The sequence below is a fragment of the Vibrio bathopelagicus genome, assembly GCF_014879975.1.
In the GTDB taxonomy this organism is placed as follows: Bacteria; Pseudomonadota; Gammaproteobacteria; order Enterobacterales; family Vibrionaceae; genus Vibrio; species Vibrio bathopelagicus.
Genome location: NZ_CP062501.1, coordinates 372,215 through 397,449 on the forward strand (window position 1 = coordinate 372,215; position 25,235 = coordinate 397,449).

The 25,235-nt window shown below is 45.1% G+C and carries 13 protein-coding genes; 8 read left to right on the plus strand and 5 right to left on the minus strand.

What is annotated here, in order from left to right; all coding sequences use genetic code 11:
• Window positions 1–19 precede the first annotated feature (19 nt).
• Window positions 20–15,304 carry an MARTX multifunctional-autoprocessing repeats-in-toxin holotoxin RtxA gene (rtxA, locus tag IHV80_RS18070; protein ID WP_192891724.1) on the plus strand — a complete coding sequence of 5,095 codons (15,285 nt, stop codon included), beginning with the start codon at window positions 20–22 and terminating at the stop codon, window positions 15,302–15,304.
• A 58-nt stretch (window positions 15,305–15,362) separates the two neighbouring features.
• Here the strand turns inward: rtxA and IHV80_RS18075 are convergent, their stop codons facing one another.
• Window positions 15,363–15,794, minus strand: coding sequence for a PACE efflux transporter (locus IHV80_RS18075; RefSeq protein ID WP_192891725.1), 432 nt, complete (start codon window positions 15,792–15,794; stop codon window positions 15,363–15,365).
• A gap of 128 nt (window positions 15,795–15,922) precedes the next feature.
• Here IHV80_RS18075 and IHV80_RS18080 point away from each other — a divergent pair, with 128 nt between their 5' ends.
• Complete coding sequence (locus IHV80_RS18080) at window positions 15,923–16,810, plus strand: LysR family transcriptional regulator (protein WP_192891726.1); 888 nt, start codon at window positions 15,923–15,925, stop codon at window positions 16,808–16,810.
• A gap of 66 nt (window positions 16,811–16,876) precedes the next feature.
• Here IHV80_RS18080 and arsB read toward each other — a convergent pair whose 3' ends face one another.
• From arsB to IHV80_RS18095, 3 genes are all read right to left on the minus strand, one after another.
• The gene (gene arsB, locus IHV80_RS18085; protein WP_192891727.1) at window positions 16,877–17,932 is read right to left on the minus strand and encodes an ACR3 family arsenite efflux transporter; all 1,056 of its coding nucleotides are present in this window, start codon (window positions 17,930–17,932) and stop codon (window positions 16,877–16,879) included.
• Between the two features lie 102 nt (window positions 17,933–18,034).
• Window positions 18,035–18,376 carry an ArsR/SmtB family transcription factor gene (locus tag IHV80_RS18090; RefSeq protein ID WP_192891728.1) on the minus strand — a complete coding sequence of 114 codons (342 nt, stop codon included), beginning with the start codon at window positions 18,374–18,376 and terminating at the stop codon, window positions 18,035–18,037.
• 134 nt (window positions 18,377–18,510) lie between these two features.
• The gene (locus IHV80_RS18095; protein ID WP_192891729.1) at window positions 18,511–19,035 is read right to left on the minus strand and encodes an HPP family protein; all 525 of its coding nucleotides are present in this window, start codon (window positions 19,033–19,035) and stop codon (window positions 18,511–18,513) included.
• Between the two features lie 139 nt (window positions 19,036–19,174).
• Here IHV80_RS18095 and IHV80_RS18100 point away from each other — a divergent pair, with 139 nt between their 5' ends.
• The 4 genes from IHV80_RS18100 to IHV80_RS18115 all read left to right on the plus strand — a co-directional run bounded on the left by IHV80_RS18100 (window position 19,175) and on the right by IHV80_RS18115 (window position 22,736).
• Complete coding sequence (locus tag IHV80_RS18100) at window positions 19,175–19,771, plus strand: TetR/AcrR family transcriptional regulator (protein ID WP_192891730.1); 597 nt, start codon at window positions 19,175–19,177, stop codon at window positions 19,769–19,771.
• Window positions 19,772–19,849: 78 nt separating this feature from the next.
• The gene (locus IHV80_RS18105) at window positions 19,850–20,647 is read left to right on the plus strand and encodes a Cof-type HAD-IIB family hydrolase (protein WP_192891731.1); all 798 of its coding nucleotides are present in this window, start codon (window positions 19,850–19,852) and stop codon (window positions 20,645–20,647) included.
• A gap of 198 nt (window positions 20,648–20,845) precedes the next feature.
• Window positions 20,846–21,493 carry a DsbA family oxidoreductase gene (locus tag IHV80_RS18110; protein WP_192891732.1) on the plus strand — a complete coding sequence of 216 codons (648 nt, stop codon included), beginning with the start codon at window positions 20,846–20,848 and terminating at the stop codon, window positions 21,491–21,493.
• Window positions 21,494–21,527: 34 nt separating this feature from the next.
• Window positions 21,528–22,736 carry a winged helix-turn-helix domain-containing protein gene (locus IHV80_RS18115; RefSeq protein ID WP_192891733.1) on the plus strand — a complete coding sequence of 403 codons (1,209 nt, stop codon included), beginning with the start codon at window positions 21,528–21,530 and terminating at the stop codon, window positions 22,734–22,736.
• A gap of 63 nt (window positions 22,737–22,799) precedes the next feature.
• On the opposite strand, the gene IHV80_RS18120 is transcribed toward IHV80_RS18115, so the two are convergent.
• Window positions 22,800–23,738 carry a LysR family transcriptional regulator gene (locus IHV80_RS18120; RefSeq protein WP_192891734.1) on the minus strand — a complete coding sequence of 313 codons (939 nt, stop codon included), beginning with the start codon at window positions 23,736–23,738 and terminating at the stop codon, window positions 22,800–22,802.
• A gap of 107 nt (window positions 23,739–23,845) precedes the next feature.
• On the opposite strand from IHV80_RS18120, the gene IHV80_RS18125 reads away from it, so the two are divergent.
• Window positions 23,846–24,169 (plus strand): putative quinol monooxygenase, encoded by a 324-nt coding sequence (locus IHV80_RS18125; protein ID WP_192891735.1) that lies wholly within the window; start codon window positions 23,846–23,848, stop codon window positions 24,167–24,169.
• A 3-nt stretch (window positions 24,170–24,172) separates the two neighbouring features.
• The gene (locus IHV80_RS18130; RefSeq protein ID WP_086714821.1) at window positions 24,173–25,147 is read left to right on the plus strand and encodes a Gfo/Idh/MocA family protein; all 975 of its coding nucleotides are present in this window, start codon (window positions 24,173–24,175) and stop codon (window positions 25,145–25,147) included.
• The last annotated feature ends 88 nt before the right edge of the window (window positions 25,148–25,235 follow it).

Sequence of the window (25,235 nt, forward strand, 5' to 3'; positions counted from 1 at the left end):
CAAATTTAGAGTTTTTTTTATGGGAAAACCATTTTGGAGAAGTGTTGAATACTTCTTTACAGGGAACTATTCCGCCGATGAAGGTAACAACAACATTGTTGCTATCGGTTTTGGCGGCGAAATACATGCTCGTGGAGGTGATGATCACATCACTGTCGGTTCAATTGGGGCGACGGTTTATACGGGTAGTGGAAATGATACGGTAGTAGGTGGTGCGGCATATCTAAGAGTAGAAGACTCTGTTGGCAACCTAAATGTAAAAGGTGCTGCCGGGTATGCGGACATTAACAAAAGTGGAGATGGGAATGTTTCATTCGCTGGCGCTGCTGGCGGAGTATCTATTGATCATATAGGTAATCGCGGTGACGTAAATTATGGCGGTGTTGCTGCATATAATGGGATAACCCGTAAAGGTCTAAGTGGTAATGTGACGTTTGGTGGTGCTGGTGGCTATAACAGCCTTTGGCATGAAACCAATCAAGGTAATTTATCCTTTACTGGAGCTGGGGCCGGAAACAAACTTGACCGAACTTGGTTCAATAAATACCAGGGTTCTCGCGGTAATGTAACGTTTGATGGTGTTGGTGCGGCCAACAGTATTAGCTCACGAGTAGAAACGGGTAATATCACTTTCCGTGGTGCTGGTGCCGATAACCATCTCGTTCGAAAAGGTAAAGTCGGTGATATAACATTGCAGGGTGCGGGCGCATCAAACCGTATTGAACGTACGCGACAATCGGATGATGTCTATGTGGAAACACGTGGCAATATTCGCTTTGAAGGTGTTGGTGGATACAATAGTATCTATTCTGATGTGGCACACGGTGATATTCATTTCTCTGGAGGCGGGGCTTACAATAAGATTACCCGTAAAGGGTCTGGTAACGATTTCGAAGGCGAAGGGTTAGCCAATGCCAATGCCGATGAAATCGTGCTTACTAAGGCTGTCATGAGTGGCTCTTGGGTTGGTCAAAATCATCAAGTAACTGGCATCAGGTCATCTCGTGAACCTAATACTTACCTGTTTGCATTCGCAGACGATACTTATACAAAAATCAACAAAGTTCAGCTTCGTAACGATCCTCAAACTGGCTTGTTAGAGTACTACTCTACCGCTTGGTATAAAGCGGGTAATCACCTTGAAAACTTATCAGATCTAGATATCTCTTCTCAGGGAGGGTTCAATGCTGTCAACATTAATGGCGCGTATACACTATCTGATCTTACGGTGGAACATCAACAGCCAGTAACCGTTCATGCTGTTGAGAAAGACCTGACTGAATATGAATGGGTTACATACGCAAACGGTGCCTTAATCGATGCTGAAGATGTTGTTTTGGCCGATGCAAAAATGGGTGGCCATGCCATTTCTACAAATGGCACAACAGTTGATGTTAAAGGTGTTAAGTCAAATCGTAAATCAAACACGTATGTATATGCGAAAGTACTTGGCCCTTATACAAAAATTGTGGTGGTTGAATTAGCAAATGATTCAGAAACTGGCGAGTTAAAGTACCAGGCCCGTTCTTGGTACAAAGAAGGTAATTACACCGGAAATTTGGCCAATGAGGATATTTCGTCAGCAAATGGTTATCACTCAATGGGTCGAGGTGGATATTCGCTGAGTGATCTACAGTACAGTGTAAATGCGGTGAGAAGTACTAGCGAAACGGTCGCAGATATTGACGAGTACAATGAACAAGCATTGATCAAACCTGCTACAGATACCGGTGAAAGCTCAGGAGATGTGCGCTTTAATGGTGTTGGTGGTGGGAACGTCATCAAGTCCAATGTTACCCGCGGTGATGTTCATTTTAATGGTGGAGGGATTGCCAACGTTATCCTTCACAGCTCTAAGTTTGGTGATACTGAATTTATTGGTGGTGGCGCGGCTAACGTTATTGTTAAAAGTGGCGATGAAGGCGATCTCACTTTCCGTGGTGCTGGCTTGGCTAACGTATTAGTCCATCAGAGCAAGCAAGGCAAAATGGATGTCTATGCAGGCGGTGCGGTCAATGTATTGGTTCGTGTTGGTGATGGCGAATATTTAGCTCACTTACTTGCTTATGGCAATATTTCAGTTCACAAAGGTAACGGTAATAGTCGTTTGACTATGCTAGGCGGCTACAACACGCACACCCAAATTGGTTCTGGCAATGGGTTGTGGTTAGCGGTCGGTGGCTTTAATGTCATGACACAGGTTGGTAAGGGTGACATCGCTTCTGTACTTGTCGGTGGCGCGAATGTCATGACTAAAGTGGGTGACGGTGACCTCACGGCGGGTATGCTTGGTGGTGCCAATATCATTACTCATATTAGCGGTGATGAGACAGCCTCAAATACGACAGCAGTCGCACTTGGTGGTGCAAACATCCTAACCAAAAAAGGTAATGGCAACGCGCTTGCCGTTATGGGAGGAGGCGCTAACGTACTTACACATGTTGGTGATGGCTCGACAACTGGCGTTATGGTTGGTGGGGCGAATATTCTGACCAAGGTAGGCGATGGTGATACCACTGGCATTATGTTAGGTATTGGTAACGTACTGACTCATGTCGGCGATGGCCAAACAATTGGCGTAATGGGTGCTGCGGGTAATATCTTCACCAAAGTAGGCGACGGCACTTCAATAGCAGCTATGATCGGCGTAGGCAATATCTTTACTCACGTTGGTGAAGGGAACGCGTGGGCGCTAATGGGTGGCCTAGGCAATGTATTTACCAAGGTTGGTAATGGTGATGCATTAGCGCTTATGGTCGCGGAAGCCAATGTCTTTACGCATATTGGTGACGGTACAACAGTCGCATTAATGGTGGCGAAAGGTAATATCGCTACCAAAGTGGGCAATGGTACTTCGATAGCCGCGATGGTAGGTAACGCAAATATATTCACTCAGGTGGGTAATGGCAGCACGTTTGCTGCAATGCTTGGCCAAGCCAATATCATGACTAAAGTGGGTAATGACCTAACTGCTGCATTAATGATCGGTAAAGCGAATATCTATACTCACGTTGGTGATGGCACAAGCTTAGGTTTATTTGCTGGCGAACTAAACGTGATGACGAAAGTGGGTAATGGAACAACCTTAGCCGCGATGTTTGGTAAAGCAAACATTATGACTCACGTAGGAGATGGTCTTACTGGCGTACTAGCCCTTGGTGAAGCGAATATCATAACTAAAGTCGGTGATGACTTCATGGGTGTTGTCGCAGCTGCGAAAGCAAATGTAGTGACCCATGTTGGTGATGCAACAACCGCAGCTGTGTTAGCGGGTAAAGGTAATATCTTAACCAAAGTTGGCGAAGGAACCACCGTTGGTTTACTGATATCAAAAGTGGGCAATATCATGACCCATGTGGGTGATGGTACGACTGTTGGTTTGGCGAAAGGTAAAGCTAACATCATCACAAAAGTGGGTGATGGATTAGGCGTTAACGTGGCATGGGGGCAAGCAAATATCTTCACTCACGTCGGTAACGGTGATCGATACAACTTCGCCAAAGGTGAAGCGAACATCATTACCAAAGTAGGTGATGGCCAAGAAGTTTCTGTGGTTCAAGGTAAGGCGAATGTCATTACTCACGTCGGTAATGGCGATGATTACACGGGAGCTTGGGGCAAAGCGAATATCATTACGAAAGTGGGTGATGGCCGTAATGTTGTTTTAGCGAAAGGTGAAGCGAACATCGTTACTCAAGTGGGTGACGGAGATAGCTTCAACGCGCTTTGGAGTAAAGGCAATATCGTCACTAAAGTCGGTGATGGTATGCAGGTCACGGCGGCAAAAGGTAAAGCCAATATTACGACAACCGTGGGTAATGGCCTGAGTGTAACGGCGGCCTATGGTGATGCGAATATCAACACCAAAATTGGTGACGGTATTTCAGTTAACGTTGCATGGGGCAAATATAACGTCAACACCAAAGTGGGTGACGGTCTAAATGTTGCGGTGATGAAAGGCAAAGCAAACGTGAATATTCACGTAGGTGACGGCTTAGGGATTAACGCTTCTTATGCCAGAAATAACGTTGCTATCAAAGTGGGTAACGGTGATTTTTATAGCCTAGCTGTCGCGTCAAGTAACACTAGCAGCAATAAGCTTTCCGCACTGTTTGATAATATTAAACAAACTCTTCTTGGAGTGGGTGGCAGCCAAGCTATTAATTACCTAGTTCAAGGAGATGAAGCTTCGTCATCAGGAATTCAGAAAGGGCGAGGTGCGATTTCAACGCCTGAAATCACGAAACTTGATGGTTTCGCTCTGGATGAAATCGAAGAAGTAGGTTCCGATCTAGGAGACGGGTTAAGTGGAAGCGTGACCAACGTTGAAACACCTGATCTCAGCAACATGGAAAATGAACTCAACATCGAAGAATCTTCAGATCAAGCGCAAGCACCTAACCTGATCGTTAACGGCGATTTTGAACAAGGTGGCGATGGTTGGCAGTCTAGCCATGGTGTAGAAGCATCATATTCAAGTAGTGCTTATGGCGTAAGTGGCGAAGGCCACGGCTCACGTGTAACAGAGCTAGATACTTATACTAATACAAGTCTCTCTCAAGATTTAACTGATTTAGCGGAAGGTGAAGTCATTGCGGTTAGCTTTGATTTTGCAAAGCGTGCAGGCATTTCAAGCAACGAAGGCATAGAGGTTCTCTGGAACGGTGATGTTGTATTCTCAACCTCTGGCGATGAAGCAGCTTGGCAACAAAAAACACTTAAGTTGACTGCAAATTCTGGCAGCAACCGAATAGAATTCAAAGGCACAGGCCATAATGATGGGTTGGGCTATGTTTTAGATAATGTGGTGGCGAAATCTGAAACGTCACATCAAGCTAATGCTGTTGCCGATAATGCGGAACAAAATCAAGCTGCAAAAAATGCAATGTCTGACAAAGAACGAGCGGAAGCCGATCGCCAGCGTTTAGAGCAAGAAAAGCAGAAACAACTTGAAGTTGTTTCAGGTTCTCAGGCTCAATTAGAATCCACCGATCAAGAAGCATTAGAGAGTAATGGTCAAGCGCAGCGCGACGCTGTGAACGAAGAGTCTGAAGCGGTAACTAGAGACCTAACGGCAATGGCTCAAGGTCTTGATGTACTTGGCAATAAAGCTGAATACACGGGGGTGTCTGGTGATCATTGGCGCGATCGTTTCGCTGGTGGTCTTCTAAAGGATGTACAAACCCAATTAGACAATGCCAAAGATGTGTCTGGTGAGCAGCTCGCGGATGCGAAACAGGCTCATGAAGACAACCAAAAGAACGTCAACGATTCGGTGGCCAAATCAGAAGTAGGCGTTGCGAAAGGCGAAGAGAATCGCTCTATTGCAGAGCAAGATATTGCGGACGCTAAAGCCGATGCTGATGCACGTAAAGCAGAAGCGACCACGAAAACCAATGAAGCTAAACAAGCTGAATCGAATGCCAATAATTCAGCTAGAAACGCTGAAGAACGTGGTAATAGTGATGCAAGAAATGCTGAAAATAAAGCAAATCAAGCACAAGCGGACGCGAAAGGTTCTAAGCAAAATGAAAATGACCGCCCTGATCGTCAAGGTGCCTCTGGCAGCGGCTTATCTAATGAAAGTCACTTTACTCAAAGTGAAGAGACAACCAGTAGCAATGTCGATACGGTAAATCCACAGAGTGCCGACGGTCGATTCAGTGAAGGATTAACCGATCAAGAACAAGAAGCGTTAGACGGTGCGGTACAAGCTGTAAATCGACTACAAATCAATGCGGGCATTCGTTCTAAAAATACCGGAAGCTCAATTACTTCTCTGTTCACTGAGAGCAAAGCCGATAGTATTGTGCTGCCAACCACGCACTCTCAGGATGTGGCTCGAAAAGAGATCCGTATTTCAGGGGTGGACTTAGAAGGGTTAAGTGGTGGACAAGGAAATCAAGCAACGGGTCAACATAGTTCAAAAAGTGTTCCTGGGTTTCAAAGCCATTTTGCCTCGACATCAATTGGTATAGAAAACGAACTATCTGGTCTAGTTGTTGTTTTACCTAAGAATTCAGCACAGACGTTTGGGTATGTGCATGATTCACAAGGTAACCCATTGTTCATGTTAACCAAAGATATGAATCAAGGCGGTTATAGCAACCCAGCTCGTATTACGGATATCAATGGAGTGAACAACTGGCAGACGCATACAATTGAATTGGTTACGTATCCTAGTGAAACCAGTGATACGACGGCGATTGAAAGTCGTAAAGAAGCAATGCTCTGGTTAGCGAAAGAGTTTACAGGCCATATCAACCAGTCAAACCACCAAAGCTTACCTCAATTGGTGAGTGATGATGGACACTTTACGCTGGTTATCTCGAATTCGAAGCACCTCATCGCGGCTGGTAACGGCACTGCAATTGAAGCTCAAGGGCAGACAATAGGGATGACCCCTAGTGGACAACAAGCCACGATGGGCATTAGTGCGAAAGAATTTGGTTCAAGTTCTTCATTGGAAGTCAGACTTCTAGAATCGGCACCTTGGTACCAGTCGGGACTTAGAGATGAATTTTTAGTCAACTCTAATGAGCACAAACTAGATGATCCGACGGCTGCGCAAAACGTGTATGCCTATCTCACATCGGTCTATTCAAAAACTGCAGATCTGGCCAAAGAGTACGGTATCTACATCAATGATTGGGATCCTGCATCGGAGGGTTTCTCTCCAAACGCTCAAGGGTTAACCGATCCGAAAGTAAAAAATGCTTGGGAGATTTTGCCAAGAACTAAGCCTGTCAAAATGCTGGAACTTCTTAGTGCAGATGATTCACGATACGTGAGACAACAAATCATAGGCAAGCTGAAAGGTTCATATTCAGAAAGCCTTGCTAAGAGTGTATTTGAATACTTCCAGTATGGCGGCGAAGTGGCAGGACATGGCATCAACAACGCTACGACAGGAAATGTGCAGCAGCCAGAGCCCGCTATCTTGTTTGAGTTCCGCAGCGTGCCGAACGTGTTAAGTGAATTTGTGCCTAAAACAGAATCCACGGCAAAAGTTGATGTGAAGGCTCTCGATCATTTTGATTCTGCAAGCCGTAAAGCCATTATTGCTGAAGTGAACGCCTTGGTTAGTGGTAGTGATGATTTCGATACTTGGTATCAGGAGTATCGCGCAAGCAAAGGCCAACCCCCAGTTAAAAAGCCTAAATCCAGTGCTTCTGCGAATCACAAAGCCGAATGGTTAATGACGCAGCATGCTGATAAATGGGAAAAAATCACCGCGCCTTATATCGAAAGCAGTGAGACGAGCACGTCGACACAAGCGAAGGTAGATACGGGCGAAGTGCTTAAAGGACTACAGGAAGACTTTAAACGTTATGGTGACGCGCTGAAACCGGATACTAGCGTACCAGGAAAATCGAAAGACATTCGTACTACCAAAGATTTCCTAAATGGTTACAAAAACGACCATGCCAAGGATATCGTTGACGGCTTCCACTCAGACATGAGCATCAAGCAACTAGTGGATCTGTTTGTTAAGGGCAGCTGGAGTGCAGAGCAAAAAGGTGCGCTTGCTTGGGAAATCGAAAGTCGTGCGCTGAAAGTGACTTTCCAGAACAAGTCTGAGAAGTATAACCGACTGTTCCGTGAGATTGCCTCTGCTGGAGTGGTGGATGCGAAGGCCACCGAGCAACTTGCACCACAGTTAATGCTGATGAACCTATCGAACGACGGTTTTGGTGGACGCTGTGATCCACTTTCTAAACTTGTTCTGGTCGCAAAGCAGCTAGAAAACGATGGTCAAGCCGGCGTTGCAAGACAACTGCTGGAAAAGATGTACTCTGCGGCGGCGGTGCTGAGTAATCCAACGCTTTACTCAGACAGTGAAAAAGCCAATGCAAGCAAGTTGCTCAGCAGCTTGGCAGCTATCCATGCGAAGAATCCAATGCATGATACGTCGATGAAAGTATGGCAGGAAAAGCTGGAAGGGAAGCAAGCGCTTACCGTAAACGGTGTGGTTGAAAAGGTCACCGATGTATCGGCTAACGGTAAACCTGTGTTGTTGGAGCTTGATGCGCCGGGGCATGCGATGGCGGCTTGGGCAAAAGGCTCAGGTGACGACCGTGTTTACGGCTTCTATGATCCAAATGCTGGCATTGTTGAGTTCTCGTCAGCAGAGAAATTTGGTGCTTACCTAACGCGCTTCTTCGGCAAGTCCGATCTGAACATGGCTCAAAGCTACAAGCTGGGTAAAAACGACGTAGGTGAAGCGATCTTCAACCGCGTGGTGGTGATGGATGGCGACACGTTAGCGAGTTATAAGCCGACAATTGGTGATAAGACGACTATGCAGGGAATCCTTGATTTGCCTGTGTTTGATGCAACGCCAATCAGTAAACCGGAAGTTAGTGATGTCTTATCAGGCAATGAGAAGCACAAAGAAAACGTAGCGATTGAAAATGATGGTACGCCACCGCGCGACAAAGAGTCTGTTAGCCCGTTAACTCGATTCCTAAACAATGAGTTGTTCGGAACTAAAGATGCTCGTCGTAAGGTTGGTGATATCACCCAAACATTGCTAGGGTTTGCTGTCGAAAAAGGCGAGTCTCAAAAAGTGACTCTGAAAGGTGAAGCTGGTCGTTTGTCAGGATACTTCCATAAGGGGGCTAAAGCATCTGAAGGCGAAGAGAGTGTAGGGAACGGTAAAGTAGTGCTGTTCCTACACGGTTCTGGTTCTTCTGCTGAAGAACAAGCGAGTGCGATTCGCAGTCATTACCAGAAACAAGGCATCGACATGCTCGCAGTCAACCTGCGAGGCTATGGTGAAAGCGACGGCGGACCAAGCGAAAAAGGCTTGTATCAAGACGCTCGCACCATGTTCAATTACCTAGTGAATGACAAGGGTATTGACCCAAGCAACATCATAATTCACGGCTACTCAATGGGTGGTCCGATTGCGGCTGATCTCGCGCGTTTCGCTGCTCAAAATGGCCAAGCGGTTTCGGGCTTATTGCTTGACCGTCCTATGCCAAGTATGACTAAAGCTATTACAGCTCATGAAGTGGCGAACCCTGCGGGCATTGTAGGGGCTATTGCGAAAGCCGTGAACGGTCAATTCTCAGTAGAGAAGAACCTTAAAGGCTTGCCAAAAGATACGCCAGTTCTGCTGCTAACAGACAACGAAGGTCTAGGTGAAGAAGGCGAGAAGCTGCGTGCCAAACTCGCGATTGCTGGCTACAACGTCACGGGTGAACAAACCTTCTATGGCCACGAAGCGAGCAACCGCTTGATGGGGCAGTACGCTGATCAAATTGTCTCGGGTCTGTTCAATGCTGAGCAAGCGGCGGTAGAAGCGGGCGAAGTGCTTAAAGGACTAGAGAAAGACTTTAAACGCTATGGCGACGCGCTGAAACCGGATACTAGCGTACCAGGAAAATCGAAAGATATTCGTACCACCAAAGATTTCCTAAATGGTTACAAAAACGACCATGCGAAAGACATCGTTGACGGCTTCCATTCAGATATGAGCATCAAGAAACTGGTCGATCTGTTTGTTAAGGGCAACTGGAGTGCAGAGCAAAAAGGTGCGCTTGCTTGGGAAATCGAAAGTCGTGCGCTGAAAGTGACTTTCCAGAACAAGTCTGAGAAGTATAACCGACTGTTCCGTGAGATTGCCTCTGCTGGAGTGGTGGATGCGAAAGCCACCGAGCAACTCGCACCGCAGTTAATGCTGTTGAACCTATCGAACGACGGTTTTGGTGGACGCTGTGATCCACTTTCTAAACTTGTTCTTGTCGCGAAACAGTTAGAAAGCGATGGTCAAACTGGTATTGCAAGGCAACTGCTAGAGAAGATGTACTCTGCGGCAGCGGTGCTGAGCAATCCAACGCTGTACTCAGACAGTGAAAAAGCCAATGCAAGCAAGTTGCTCAGCAGCTTGGCGGCGATTCATGCGAAGAACCCAATGCATGATACGTCGATGAAAGTATGGCAGGAAAAGCTGGAAGGGAAGCAAGCGCTTACCGTAAACGGTGTGGTTGAAAAGATCACCGATGTATCGGCTAACGGTAAACCTGTGTTGTTGGAGCTTGATGCGCCGGGTCACGCGATGGCGGCTTGGGCAAAAGGTTCAGGCGACGACCGTGTTTACGGCTTCTATGATCCAAATGCTGGCATTGTTGAGTTCTCGTCAGCAGAGAAATTTGGTGCTTACCTAACGCGTTTCTTCGGCAAGTCCGATCTGAACATGGCTCAAAGCTACAAGCTGGGTAAAAACGACGTAGGTGAAGCGATCTTCAACCGCGTGGTGGTGATGGATGGCAATACGTTAGCTACTTACAAGCCTACATTAGGTGACAAGACGACATTGCAGGGAATTCTTGATTTACCTGTCTTTGACGCAACACCAATTAAGAAGTCAACAGAAGTAAAAATAACAGACCTTGAATCGTTAGGAAACAAGACAAAATTAGTCGCTGATTTGTCTACCATCATGACGAAGCAAGAGTTGAAAGATGGCGGTAAAGTCTTTGCTAAACCGATTGGTGCTTCTTATCAAGCCATCTTGGATCAAGTTGAATTAGTGCATAGTTCTATTGGTCGAGATCAGGTGGGGGCGAGTTTTGAACTGAACAAGCAGATAAATCATTATTTGGCAGAACATCCAACCTCTGGACGTAACCTTGCGTTGACGACATTGAAAGAGCAAGTAAACACGGCGCTGTTCAGTGGCAAGATGAAAGTAACCCAAGAGAGCATTGATGCTATTGCACAGACGCGAACTGATTTGGCCGCTCGTATTTATGTTGTTGCTATGGAAGAAGCAAATGGCGAGCATGTTGGCCTAACGGACATGATGGTGCGCTGGGCTAATGAAGACCCATACTTATCGCCAAAACAAGGTTATGCAGGAGAAACTCCGAGTGACTTGGGCTTTGATGCGAAGTACCACATCGAGCTTGGTGAACAGTATTCTGACTTTAAACTATGGTTAGAAAAATCACAGTCGGCTGACTTGCTTAGCAAAGCTGTTTTGGATGAGGCAACAAAAACCGTTCACCTTGGCTATAGCTATCAGGAGCTTCAGGATTTGACGGGGGTTGAGTCGGTACAAATGGCTTTCTACTTCTTGAAAGAAGCCGCTAAAAAGTCTGACTTAACGACCAGTGATTCCGCTGAAATGATATTGCTGAAAAAATTCGCTGATCAAGGCTATATATCTCAGCTTGAGACAGATCGTATGGATCACATTGAGGGTATATATCGCAGCAGTCATGAGACCGACGTCGACAATTGGGATCGCCGTTATTCTGGTGCTGGTTATGATGAGTTAAGCGACAAGCTTGCGGATGCGAAAGGCGGTGTTGAAGAACAATTGTCAGTACTTCTCAACGATCGCAAAGGCCTTCTAATTGGGGAAGTTCATGGAAGCGATGTGAATGGTTTGCGCTTTGTTAATGAACAAATGGACGCGCTCAAAAAGCAAGGTGTGACTGTCATCGGCTTAGAGCATCTCCGTTCCGACCTTGCCCAACCACTGATCGACAACTATTTGTCCACAGGCATTATGTCTAGTGAGCTGAGTGCAATGATCAAAACTAAGCATTTAGATATTACGTTGTTTGAAAACGCCCGTGCTAACGGGATGCGTATTCTTGCTCTAGATGCAAATAGTACAGCGCGACCTACAGTTCAAGGTACAGAGCATGGCTTGATGTACCGTGCTGGTGCTGCGAACAACGTTGCCGTCGATGCATTGCAAGCTCTTCCTGATGGTGAAAAGTTTGTCGCTATCTACGGGAAAGCGCACTTGCAGTCACATAAAGGCATCGAGAGCTTTGTTCCAGGTATTACCCATCGTTTAGGGTTGCCTGCACTCAAAGTGAGTGCCTCGGATCAGTTTGTCATCGAACAAGATGATAAGACTTTACGCACTGTCTACGATGATGTGGCGAACAAACCTAAGATTGATTTCCGAGCAAGCTTAAATAGCTCGGATGACACGGTTAAAAACAAAGACGTTAACAGTTGGGAGCGCCTCATAGTATCCCCTCAATCTGACGGTGGTGAAACGCGCTTTGACGGTCAAATCATTATTCAAATGGAGAATGATTCTTCGGTTTCCAAAGCAGCTGAAAATTTAGCAGGTAAACATCCAGATAGTACCGTGGTTGTTCAACTAGACTCAGACGGTAATTATCGTGTGGTTTACGGTGATCCGTCTAAGTTACCTAAAGACAAGTCAACTGGACAATTACGTTGGCAACTAGTTGGTCATGGTCGTGATGAATCTGAAAACAATAATACTCATCTAAGCGGTTACAGCGCAGATGAGTTAGCCGTGAAACTAGCAGCGTTCAACCAAGCGTTTAGTGAAGCTGAAAATGTGAAGGCTACCCCTGATCATATTAGTGTAGTCGGTTGTTCGTTAATCAGTGATGACAAACAAAATGGCTTCGGAAGACTTCTTATTCAATCTATGGGTGACAACGATATCCGCAGCGATGTTTCTGTCCGTAGCTCAGAAGTTGCTGTTGACTCGAATGGTCGTAAACATACCCGTGACGAAAATGGTAATTGGGTACAAAAAGAGAAAAGCAACAAAGTGACACTTAGTCGGGATGAACAAGGCAAAGTGACAGAAAAACATGAGCGTATCAGAAATGGTATCGCAGAAGGAGACATCGATCTTTCTCGAGTGGGCACTAGCGACGTTGATGATCTAGCTCGCGGCGCAATTGCTGAAAACAGTGATGTGTTCAATGCACCAGAAAAACGCAAGAATGATACAGAATCCTCATCATCTGGTAGCAGTAAGAGCAAGCTCAGTTATTCTGGCAATATCCAAGTTAATGTCGGTGATGGTGAGTTTACTGCAGTTAACTGGGGCACTTCGAACGTAGGTATTAAAGTAGGTAAAGGTGGATTTAAATCTCTAGCTTTTGGTGACAACAATGTGATGGTTCATGTTGGTGACGGGGAAAGTAAACACAGCTTTGATATTGGCGGATATCAAGCTCTAGAAGGCGCACAGATGTTCATCGGTAATCGCAATGTGAGCTTCAATTTGGGGCAAAGCAACGATCTTATTGTGATGATGGATAAATCAATTCCTACGCCTCCTCTGGTTAATCCGTTTGACGGCGCCTCTCGAATTTCTGGTGTGTTAAAAAGCATAGCGAGTTCTGGTGAAGGTCAAGATTGGTTAGCTGCTCAAGAGCAGCAGTGGACATTATCTGGGGCTAAAAAGTTCGTTAAAGATATGTCTGGCTTAGATCAGAGTAGCAGTGTTGATTACACAAGCTTGGTTGACTTGGATTCTCAAAATGAACGCAGTAGCCGCGGCTTGAAAAATGACGCTGAAGCGACGTTAAACAAGCAATACAACCAGTGGTTAGGCGGAAGTGATAACTCTGACTCAAGTAAAATGAGTCGTGCAGATAAGTTCCGTCAAGCGAATGAGAAGCTAGCGTTTAACTTTGCTGTTGGTGGCCAAGGTGCTGATATTCAAGTGACGACGGGTAACTGGAACTTTATGTTCGGTGATAATATCCAATCGATTCTTGATACCAATTTGGGTTCGTTGTTTGGTCTTATGACTCAACAATTTTCCACAACGGGGCAAGCTAAAACAACGTTTACTTACAGCCCCGAAGATCTTCCTCGTCAGTTAAAAAATAAGCTTCTAGGCCAACTTGCCGGTGTAGGTGCAGAGACGACGTTAGGTGATATCTTCGGTGTGGATTACACAGCAGCAGGACATATTGTGTCTCGTACTGGCGAATCAGTAGATGGTGTCGCAATCCTAAAAGAAATGCTGGAAGTTGTTGGTGAGTTTAGTGGCGATCAATTACAAGCCTTTGTTGACCCAGCTAAGTTGCTAGACAGCCTAGAGTCGGGCGTCAATATGGGTGCTGACGGCATTAAGACGTTCGCAGAAACACACGGCTTGAAAGAACAAGCACCGCAAGAGGAAGAAGATAATTCATCCGTTTCTGTTAATGGCACTAATGTCACTGGAACTCAGGATAACGGCGATGCAATAACGGCAGATAGCTCCGCTAAAGAAGATCGTGCATTTGGTTTTAATTCGCTAAATCTACCTAATTTGTTTGCGACCATTTTCAGTGAAAATAAGCAAACAGAAATGAAGTCTCTGGTGGAAAACTTAAAAGAAAACCTGACGGCTGATCTACTGAATATGAAGGAGAAAACATTTGATTTCCTTCGTAATAGCGGTCACTTGCAAGGTGATGGAGACATCAACGTTTCTTTAGGCAATTACAACTTCAACTGGGGTGGTGATGGTAAAGATCTCGGCGCGTACCTAGGAGATAACAATAACTTCTGGGGTGGTCGAGGTGATGATGTCTACTATGCGACAGGAACATCTAATATCTTTACCGGCGGTGAAGGCAATGATATGGGCGTGCTAATGGGACGTGAAAATATGATGTTCGGTGGCGAAGGCAATGATACTGCCGTCGTTGCTGGACGAATCAATCACGTGTTCTTGGGCGCGGGTGATGATGAGTCGTTTGTCTTTGGTGAAGGTGGCGAAATTGACACTGGAACTGGCCGTGATTATGTCGTCACATCTGGTAACTATAACCGTGTTGATACAGGCAGCGACCAAGACTACTCAGTTACGATTGGTAATAATAACCAAGTTGAGTTGGGGGCTGGTAATGACTTCGCCAATGTCTTTGGCAATTACAACCGTATCAATGCTAGTGGCGGTAATGATGTTGTTAAGTTAATGGGTTATAACGCGGTGCTCAACGGTGGCGAAGGTGATGATCACCTAATTGCTGCTGCGCTTTCTAAGTTCAGCCAGTTCAATGGTGGCGAAGGAAGTGATGTGATGGTACTTGGTGGATTCCAAAATACCTTCAAGGGCGGCACTGGCGTAGATAGCTTTGTTGTAAGTGGTGACGTCATTGACAACCTTGTTGAAGACATTCGCAGCGAAGACAACATTGTTTTCAATGGGATTGACTGGCAGAAATTGTGGTTAGAACGCAGTGGCTATGATCTTAAATTGTCGATACTGCGCGATCCTGAAAGTGATACTGACCAAGCCAAGTTTGAACACATTGGTTCTGTCACTTTCAATGATTACTTCAATGGTAACCGTGCGCAAGTTGTTGTGGCGATGGGAGATCAAGGCACATCCCAAGATCATACTGTGTTGTCCAATAATGCGGTTGATGCATTGGTTCAAGCTATGAGTGCTTTTGAGCCTCAGGCTGGTGACAATGGCTTTATCGATAACCTTGATAGTAAATCTCGCGTTGCGATTACAACAGCATGGTCCGATGTATCTAAAGGGAACAGTGCTATCTCGTAGTAAATAATCTCTACTTTAGGTAAATAATATGAGCCGTCTTCTTTTGAAGACGGCTTTATTAATTCAGCACACTTACTTTTCCTTTCGCAACCAACTGAGCTCGGATTGAGTCATACGCCCAGTTGAACGCAATCGCGTAAAGCACGAAGAAGATAACAATCCCGATATCCATTACCAATACAGTCCAGAAATCGAGTTTAAGTACCCACATCAGTAGTGGGAACGACACTAACATCAAACCCAGCTCGAAACCTAAGCCGTGCAGAATACGTGTTTTCTTGGTTCGTTTGCTGCGGTCAGCACCGTAAATCTTGTCGTAACCGTAGTTGTAGACGTAGTTCCATGTCATTGCAATCAGCGACAAAGACAGCGCTAAGCCTGCCATTTTTACTGCTCCGCCACCAACAATGTAAGTTGCCGCTACGGCCATCAAAACCAAAGCAACTATTTCAAATAGCACCATGTGTAACATGCGTTCTTTATGTGACATCTCTTTACTCTCTTTATGTTTTTCTAGCCTCTATGGGCTAATGACTTGGCTAGATAATATCTATCTAAGTGATAATATAAAGATAGTTAGTATCACATTTGGTGATGATAAGTTTTGGGAGATACCGAATGTACAATATTGAACAGCTAAAAATGTTTGTGTATGCCGTTGAATTAGGGTCATTTTCTGCCAGTGCTCGTCAACTGGGCAAGGTGCAGTCAGCGGTAAGTCAAGGCATCAATAATCTTGAAATAGATTTTAATGTTGAGCTTTTTGATCGTTCGACTCGAAAACCTTCACTAACTAAAGCGGGTGAGCAGTTATTTAAACAGGTGAAAGCGATCGTACTCCAGGTTGAAGATCTGAATGTGACGGTTAATGCGATGGGGAGCGGGGAAGAGGGGCTCATCAAAATTGCATTAGATGATTCATTGTTGGTCCCGAACCTATCTAAGATCCTTAGTGAATTCAGTAAACAATTCCTTGCTACTGAAGTTGAACTGGTTGCGTGTACCACAACAGAGGTCAATCCGTTCATTATCGAAGAAAAAGCCGACATCGGATTAATGTTTACCAACTTGGCTTTTGACGTCGGCTCTGAGCCTTGTTTTATCGGCCACTTGCCGTTTATTGCTGTGTGTCATCCAAGTCATACGCTCGCAAAAACAGGTGTTGCGAAACTTTCTGATTTACTCCCGCATCGTCAGTTAATGTTGAGGGGAGACAAAGGTAAGGTGATGGATCAGTTTCCGCTGATTGCCGGCAAGGTATGGTGGTCAAACAGCTTTATTGTCATCAAAGAGGTGGTGCTCGGCAGTGACATTGGTTGGGCATATTTACCCAAACACCTTGTCGAAGATGAGTTGGATAAGCAACGTTTAGTGGAGATTAATGTCTCATTCGATCACAAAACATGGTCGCCGCCCGTTGATCTTGTTTTGTCTAAAACACGCTCGAAAGGGCCTGCTTTGCTTTGGCTTGAACAAGCGCTAAAAGGTTTATTGGACGAAATTTGAGATTTAATAAAAAAAGGCTCACCGCTTAACGCGTGAGCCTTTCTGTTTTAGTAATACCGCTTTTTTCTAGATGTTAGATTTAACCGTCTGACCGTTGTAGTACTTGTCTTTCATCTTAAGTGCAACGTTCACTAGGTAAATCAGCACAGGTACTTCAATCAGCGGCCCAATAACGCCTGCAAACGCTTGGTCTGAGTTGATACCGAATACAGAGATTGCTACGGCAATAGCCAACTCAAAGTTGTTACCCGTTGCTGTGAAGGCAATTGATGCATTCTTGTCGTACTCAATGCCCATCTTCTTACCAATGAAGAAGCTGATGAAGAACATTGCGATGAAGTAGATAGTCAGCGGAACCGCAATCAATAGAACATCCATTGGCAGCTCAACAATCATCTCGCCTTTTAGGCTGAACATTAGAACGATCGTTGCCAGTAGAGCAATCAGTGTGATTGGCGAGATGCGAGGGATGAACACATCGTTGTACCACTGTTCGCCTTTCATCGACACAAGGATTTTACGGCTTAGGAAGCCTGCTAGGAATGGAATACCTAGATAGATAAGTACACTGTGTGCAATATCGATCATTGAGATATCAACCATCATGCCTTCGTAACCAAATACAGGCGGCAGAACGCTGATGAATAACCACGCCATAAAGCTGTAAGTCACGACTTGGAATGCGCTATTCAATGCAACCAATGCTGCGCCGTACTCCTTGTTACCGCCGCCGATATCGTTCCAAACCAGAACCATCGCCACACAACGAGCAAGACCAATCAGAATTACACCCACCATGTAACCAGGGTGATCACCCAAGAAAGTCAGTGCCAACACGAACATTAGAATAGGGCCGACAATCCAGTTCATGATCAGAGACAGTTTGATGGCTTTCTTATCTTTGACCACAGTACCTAATAGGTTGTAGTTAACCTTAGCCAAAGGTGGATACATCATTAAGATAAGGCCAATCGCAAGTGGAATGTTGGTTGTGCCAACAGACATTGATTCGTTCCACTGTTCGATTTGTGGGAACAAGGTGCCAAGCAGTACACCAATGCCCATGGCGATGAAGATCCACAGCGTTAAGTAGCGATCGAGAAAACCTAATTTTGGTTTCATGATATTATCTCTTTGGTTAGTATCGTTAATCGTCGAAAAACGATGTTTAAAGGCAAAAAATACACTTAGTTCATTGTGTTCGACAAACTAAGCGTGGTTAATCTATTTTAAAATGGTGTCGATAAGCGATTCAAATTGCTGAATATTATCTCGGTTAATGCGATAGCACATCTTCGGTGGTATCGCCTCAGCAGTGATGAAGCCTGAGTTCTTCAAGATTCGTAAGTGCTCAGATACCGTTGATTGAGCCAAACCCAATTCACTCACCAAGTCACTGTTCAAACAACCGCCCGATTTCTCTAACGTTGAAAGGATACTCAATATACGTACTCTTGCCGGGTGAGCGAGCGCTTTCGCTAGAGCTGCCATTTGCTTTTCAGCTTCGGCATCACCATGTCCGATTGGTAGAGCACAGCCACCAGTTGTAGAGCAAATTTCGTTCATATTGATGTTTCGCTTTTTATAATCGTTAAAAGACGATTAATAGTAAGCCCATTTTATGCAAGGGTCAATGTGATCTTTCAATTTGCTTTTAAATTGGATGTCAAAATCCATACTTACCATTGAAGTTCAACGGACTAAGACTTGGATGAACCAAACCAGTATAACGGCCATTTTTGTTGTGAATCGCTGTTATTCAATAGCGTACCAATACCAACCAAAGCGATGCTTCCGATTAATACGGGAGTGAATAAGAATGTCCAATCCACATGCGCAATACCTGCCAAAGTTATCACAATCGGATTAGCACCAGCAGGTGGGTGAATCGCGCGACAGTATTGCATTAGCATGATGGATGAGCCGACAGCGATTGCCATGGTCAAGTAGGAATCCCCAAAGCCATACAACGCGATTAAGCCCACGGCAGCCGAAATAAAGTGACCCACAATGACGTTTCTAGGTTGAGCTAACGGCGATGTAGGTACCGCAAACAGTAGTACGCACGTCGCACCAAATGGAGCCATTAGCCATGGAAACCCAGAGCTTTCTGCTAATAAGCACAAGATTAAGATGCCCAGCGTACCGCCAATAAAACCTTTAACAAGCTGGCTAATGCTTGCTTTCGGAGGAAGGTTTCCACCACCAGATAGTCTGCTGATCATAATCGTTTCCTCTTCGTTATCTCTTTTTATTGAAAGTGTACAGATCTGTACCGTTTGATTTGAATGATACAGATCTGTACACTTCTTGCAACGAGAAATTGAGCTCTACGATTTCAGAGCGATTTGAGGTTGATGAACGATGAGTAAAAAAGATTTGATTCTGGATGTAGCAGAGTCGTTGTTTAATCAGTTTGGTTATACCGCAGTTGGGGTGGATATGATCCGAGACGAAGCGGCGGTTTCCAAGACATCCATGTACCGCCATTTTGGATCCAAAACCAAGTTAATTGAAGCCGTGTTAGAAAGGCGTCATCAGCGTTTCGAATCGAGCTTAGAAGCGGCGCTATCATCAACTTCTGGGTTACAAAACCAACTCGATGCGCTGTTAGATTGGCACCTTGCGTGGTTTGAACAAGCTGACTTCAAAGGCTGCATGTTCATGCACGCGCTAGCCGAATTTAAAGAGTCGGAAGATGACATTGCGATGCTCTCGCGACAGCACAAGGTTTGGCTTAAGAACACTATTCATGACGTGGTGAGTAGTGGCGAAGAGGTTGACGCTGCGACATTAGAATTACGCAGTGAATCAGTCATGACCTTCATCGAAGGCCTTATCGTGAGAAGTGAGTTTGGCAAGGTAGACGCGAGCTTAGATTCAACACCAGATTTAAGCCCTGACTCAAAGAAAAAAGCCTATCGAAAAGCATTGCATTCACTGGCTACTCTAGCGATATAATCAAACGCAGAACCGTTACACAAGATAACGAGAAATCATAATTTTCTATTTAATTTTTATTTATAGGTAAGCTCTGAAATGCCACAACAGAACATCAAATTTATCGCTGCTGATATGGACGGCACTCTGCTTAATGAACACGGAAAGTTAGACCCTGAATTTTTCAATCTTTACGAGCGACTAGAGGCTCAAGACATCATTTTTGCTGCGGCATCGGGTCGTCAGTATTACAGCCTGATGGAGACATTTTCTCCGCTAAAAGATCGCATGATGTTCGTTGCTGAAAACGGCACATTAGTGATGCACAAAGGCCAAGAGCTCTACAGCTGCTTGCTTGATACTGATGCCATCAAAGATATCATCAAAGAAGCCCGCGCTATTGAAGGTGCGCATGTGGTGTTATGTGGTAAGAAATCAGCATACATCGAAACTAAAGACGAGCGTGCTTTAGCGGAGATCTCTAAGTACTACCATCGCCGCGAGCAAGTAGAAGACTTATTGACGGTAGAAGACGATTTCATCAAGGTGGCTATCTGTCACTTCGATGGCTCACAAGAGAAAGTGAACCCAACTATTGATGCCAAATTCGGTGAGAACTACCAAGTGGTTGTAAGCGCAAAAATTTGGTTAGATGTGATGAACGCTGAAGCGTCAAAAGGTTCGGCGATTAAGCATCTACAAAACACATTAGGTTTCACTTACGAGCAGACCATGAGTTTTGGTGACTACCTTAATGACTTGGAAATGCTTAAAGAGAGCTACCATTCTTACGCGATGGAAAACGCCCATCCAAAGCTGAAAGAGATTGCTCGTTTTAGCGCGCCAAGTAACGTCGATGCAGGTGTGTTCCAAGTGCTTGAGAAGCTGCTAGCGTAACGCGGTTAAGCTCAATCAGATTTTTATCAAAGCCAACTCATGAATATGAGTTGGCTTTTTTGTTGGCTGCAGGTGTATTTAGCTAGTTTGAACGATTGTTCAGATTGGTGTAACTTGTACTTAATCAGTAGTTTTAGTGACAAAGACGGGTATTCACTTTGTATTGGATACACCTTATCAACGATATTTGGAATGACGATGAGCAAGAAACTTCAACTCGATATTATTTCTGACGTAATGTGCCCATGGTGTGTAGTCGGTTACAAAAATCTAGAGCAAGCCGTTTCAGAACTTGGCTTAGAACAACAGATTGAACTTGAATGGCAGCCGTTTGAGTTGAATCCAGATATGCCGCAAGAGGGTGAAAACCTGCGTGATCACATCATGAGAAAATACGGTTCTAGTGCAGAAGAGAGTCAGCGATCACGTGAGCAACTGGCGGCTCGTGGCAAAGCGGTTGGGTTCGATTTCAACTTCTATGACAGCATGAGAATGGTGAATTCACGTCATTTGCATGTGCTGCTCGATTTCGCTCTAACGCACGGAAAACAGACTGAGTTAAAGCTACGCTTCTTCACTGCGCATTTTTCAGAGCAGAAAGATCTGTCTGATCTGGATGTTATTGCGCAAGAGCTTGAAGCGGTTGGCTTAGACGCAACAAAGGCACTGAAACGCTTAAATAACACCGACAACTTAAAGCAAATTGAAGCACAAGAGTTTGAGTGGCAACGCATGGGCATCTCTGCGGTTCCTACTGTGGTATTTAACCGTAAGAGTGCAGTGACTGGTGCGCAGACGGTCGAAACGTACAAGCAGATCCTTCAAGAGCTTATTGCTGAATCATAAGCCGATCATTGGTATCAATTAGAGTCTGAATTTCATGGAATCACTTTCACTCGCTCAAGCACAAAAAATTGTACTGCTTTCGCAAAAGCTGCCGCCTAAGAAGCTGCCACCTAAAAAGCAACGTAATGGGGGCGCTTTGGCGAACACGCTGTCTGCGATTGAAAACCTTGGCTATGTGCAAATTGATACCATTTCCGTGATTCAGCGAGCCCACCACCATACGTTGTGGAATCGTAATCAAGACTACCAACTGAATCACCTTGATAAGTTGTTAGAGCGTCGTGAAGTGTTTGAGTATTGGTCGCACGCCGCCGCGTATTTACCCATGCGTGATTACCGTTTCAGCTTGCATCGAAAGAATGGGTTTGCGAGCGGTAAGCTTAAGCATTGGTATAAAAAAGACGACGCACTCATGGCACATGTTCTCAAACGTATTGAGAACGAAGGGCCATTAATGGCGAAAGATTTTGAAGGCGATAGGCCAAACCCCGGCGGATGGGGCGGTAAACCTGCCAAACAGGCGCTAGAGACTTTGTTTATGCAAGGCGACCTAATGGTGCCAAGCCGAGTGAACTTTCATAAGGTGTACGATCTAACCGAGCGAGTTGTGCCGAGTGGCATTGATACCTCTGAACCGACGGAGCAGGAGTACATTGGGCATCTGATTACTCGTTATTTGGAAGCGAACGGTGTGGGAATCGCATCGGAAATAAGCTATCTACTCAAGAACACCAAACCACTGATACAGAAGACACTCCAACAAATGCTTGAAGACAAGCGAATAGTGAAAGTGGATGTTCAAGGTGCTGATTACTACGTGTTGCCTGACGCGTTTGAACTACTGAATCAGCCACTATCACGAACCAAGTTAAAGATACTTTCTCCGTTCGATAATCTGTTGATTCAACGTAAGCGAATGCAATCACTGTTCAACTTTGTCTACCTTCTTGAGTGCTATGTTCCTGAAGCCAAGCGCCAGTTTGGTTATTTCAGTTTGCCGATTCTATGGCAAGGAGAGCTGGTGGCGCGAATGGATTGCAAGGTCGACAGAAAGAGTCGTTTACTCAATATTCGTAACTTGGTTGTGGAAGATAGAATAAAAAACCATGAGTCGTTGATTCATGCGTTATCTGATGAGCTTAAACACTTCATGGTGTTCAACCAATGTGATGAGATGGTCGTTCACAATACAACGCCTTCTGGCCTTGGCAGTTACTTGATGAGACATTGGCAAACGCTTTAACCTTCATCGTTGCTTCAAAGCGATTAGTAACGCAGCCCACCTTAGTTGCTTTGATCACTCTAGTTATTTAGAAAGCTCGGCTAACAAGAACTCGACAAAGGTTCTGTTTTTCAGAGACAGTTGCTTGGTTTTATAGAGTAGATGAATCGGCTTGGGCAAAGGTGCCATACCAGGTAATATTTCTAACAGAGCACCACGTTCAATCTCTTCTGCGACTAAGATAGTTGGCTGTAACAACACACCTACGCCTTGTAGGGCGGCATATCGCAACACATCCCCATTGTTCGACATCAAACGCACCTGCCCTTTATTCCCCGTGTTATGCGTTGCTTGGTGGTTCTTAGGGGCTAGGAGTTGTGGCTCACTGTTTTGGGTATTGCGTAGTTGGGGTTCACGACCATTCACATCACGACGGCTGCTGTAACTGAACCCAAGCGATGGGTGCTGTGCGAGATCTTCTAATACACGAATCTCTGCATGTTGATTGAGGTATTCAGGCGCTGCGCAGTAACACATCTCGTAATCGCCTAAGTATCTTGCGACTAAACTGGAGTCAGACAGGTCACCAATTCGCACAATCAAATCAATATCGGAAGAGTAGGGATCAACAAGATCGTTGTTTAGTACGAGCTCGACATTAATCGTCGGATTATTGGCAAGGAACTTCGCGACTATCGGGGCAAGCACCTTGTTCCCATAGGTCACTGGGCAGTTTATTTTGACCGTGCCTTGAGGCTGGTTTTCTAAGGTTTGAATTAGATTTTCAGCATTACTGATGTCTTCCAGAATTCGTTTACATTCTCGATAGTAGAGCTGCCCTGAATCGGTTAAAGACTGCTTACGCGTAGTGCGATGAATCAGCTGAGAGTTGAGGCTCGATTCAAGATGATGGATATGTTTACTGATCATGGTCGCCGAAAGATTGAAGTGGTTGGCGGCGCTACGAAAGCTGCCTTGCTCCACTACGTAAACGAAGACTTTCATGCTGGTTAACTTATCCATTAAACACTCTTGGTTGATAAATAATAAACAAAAGGCGAGTTTATCAATTATTAGGGGTTAATTATATTAATGGCAAACCGATAATTAACTAAAATTAAGAGCGTGAAATGCCTCAAACAAACGAAACCATCTTTGTTACTGCTGAACTTAAGATTAAAACCAACATTGATCGTGAGGTTGCAATTGAAGCCATCGAACAGTTTTGTCGAGACATGCAGAGTGAACCGAGTTGCCTACAAGCAATAGCAACCTATGACCAAAACCAAAGCGATCGCGTGATCCTGCTTGAGCAATACGCAAACCGTGAAGCAATTAATCAGCACTTTGGTATGCCTCATACGCAAGCGTTTATCGAGCGTGATATAACAGAATTAGTACAAGTATTTGAAACTCAATGTGGACCTATCAAAACACAAGAGCAGGAGAAATAAGCAATGAAGTGGGGAATCCTAGGAACCAGCTTTATCTCGGGTGTCATGGCGGATGCGATCAAAGGTGATGCTCAAAGTGAGTTGTATGCCGTCGCTGGGCGCACAGAAAAAACGCTTAATGAGTTTGCTGCGCAGTACCAACCAACACGAACCTTCAACAGCTATGAAGCTTTGATTGAAGATGAGTCAGTCGACATCATCTACATTGCTCTACCAAACCACGTTCACCATGAATACGTGATTAAAGCCGCTCAAAAAGGCAAAGCGATTCTGTGTGAAAAATCGTTATCGGTTGATATGGAAAAAACCGAACAAGCTCTGCAATCGGTAAAAGAAGCGGGTGTGTTTTTCGCAGAAGGTTTGATGTATCTAAACCATCCACTGATCGCCAAGCTTCATCAAGAGCTGGCAACCGGAGAAATTGGTGAGGTGCGCTCAATTCAAGGGTCTTATGTTGCTGCGATTGACCAGTTCGTGAATCCTGCGAGCAAAGGCGCGTTGTATAACCTAGGTTGTTACCCAATGTCGCTGATCCACTCTGTCGCGCAGCAGCAATTTGGTGAGAGTGTGTTTGATGATGTGCAGATCTCAGCAATTGGTCGACGTGGTCAAGATGGCAATATCTGCGAGTCGTCAGCAATGATGCGATTCAATGGCCAATTCACTGCGCAAATCCATACTGCAGAAGACCACGGCTTAAAGCATGGTTTTACGATTTTAGGCAGTAAAGGCTGTATCATTCTCGACACTAACCCATGGTTACCGACCGAAGAAAACACATTCACGGTTGAGATTTATGAAACGTCGAAACGCGAAGTGAAAGTCGAAGCGCAAGGTGACGGCTTCCATTATCAAGTGCGCAATATCCGCCAAGCGGTTGAGCAAGGTGACACACAACTCACAGCACCAATGGCAACTCATCAAGACTCTCGCGTAATCATGAAGTTACTGACTGACTGGGAACAAGCGGCGGGCTAGTGCCTTAACCAAACCCTGTATCTGCCTCATGTTTAATGCCTCGTACGTTATCAAGTATGGGGCGTTTCTCTAAACCCTCTAGCCAATA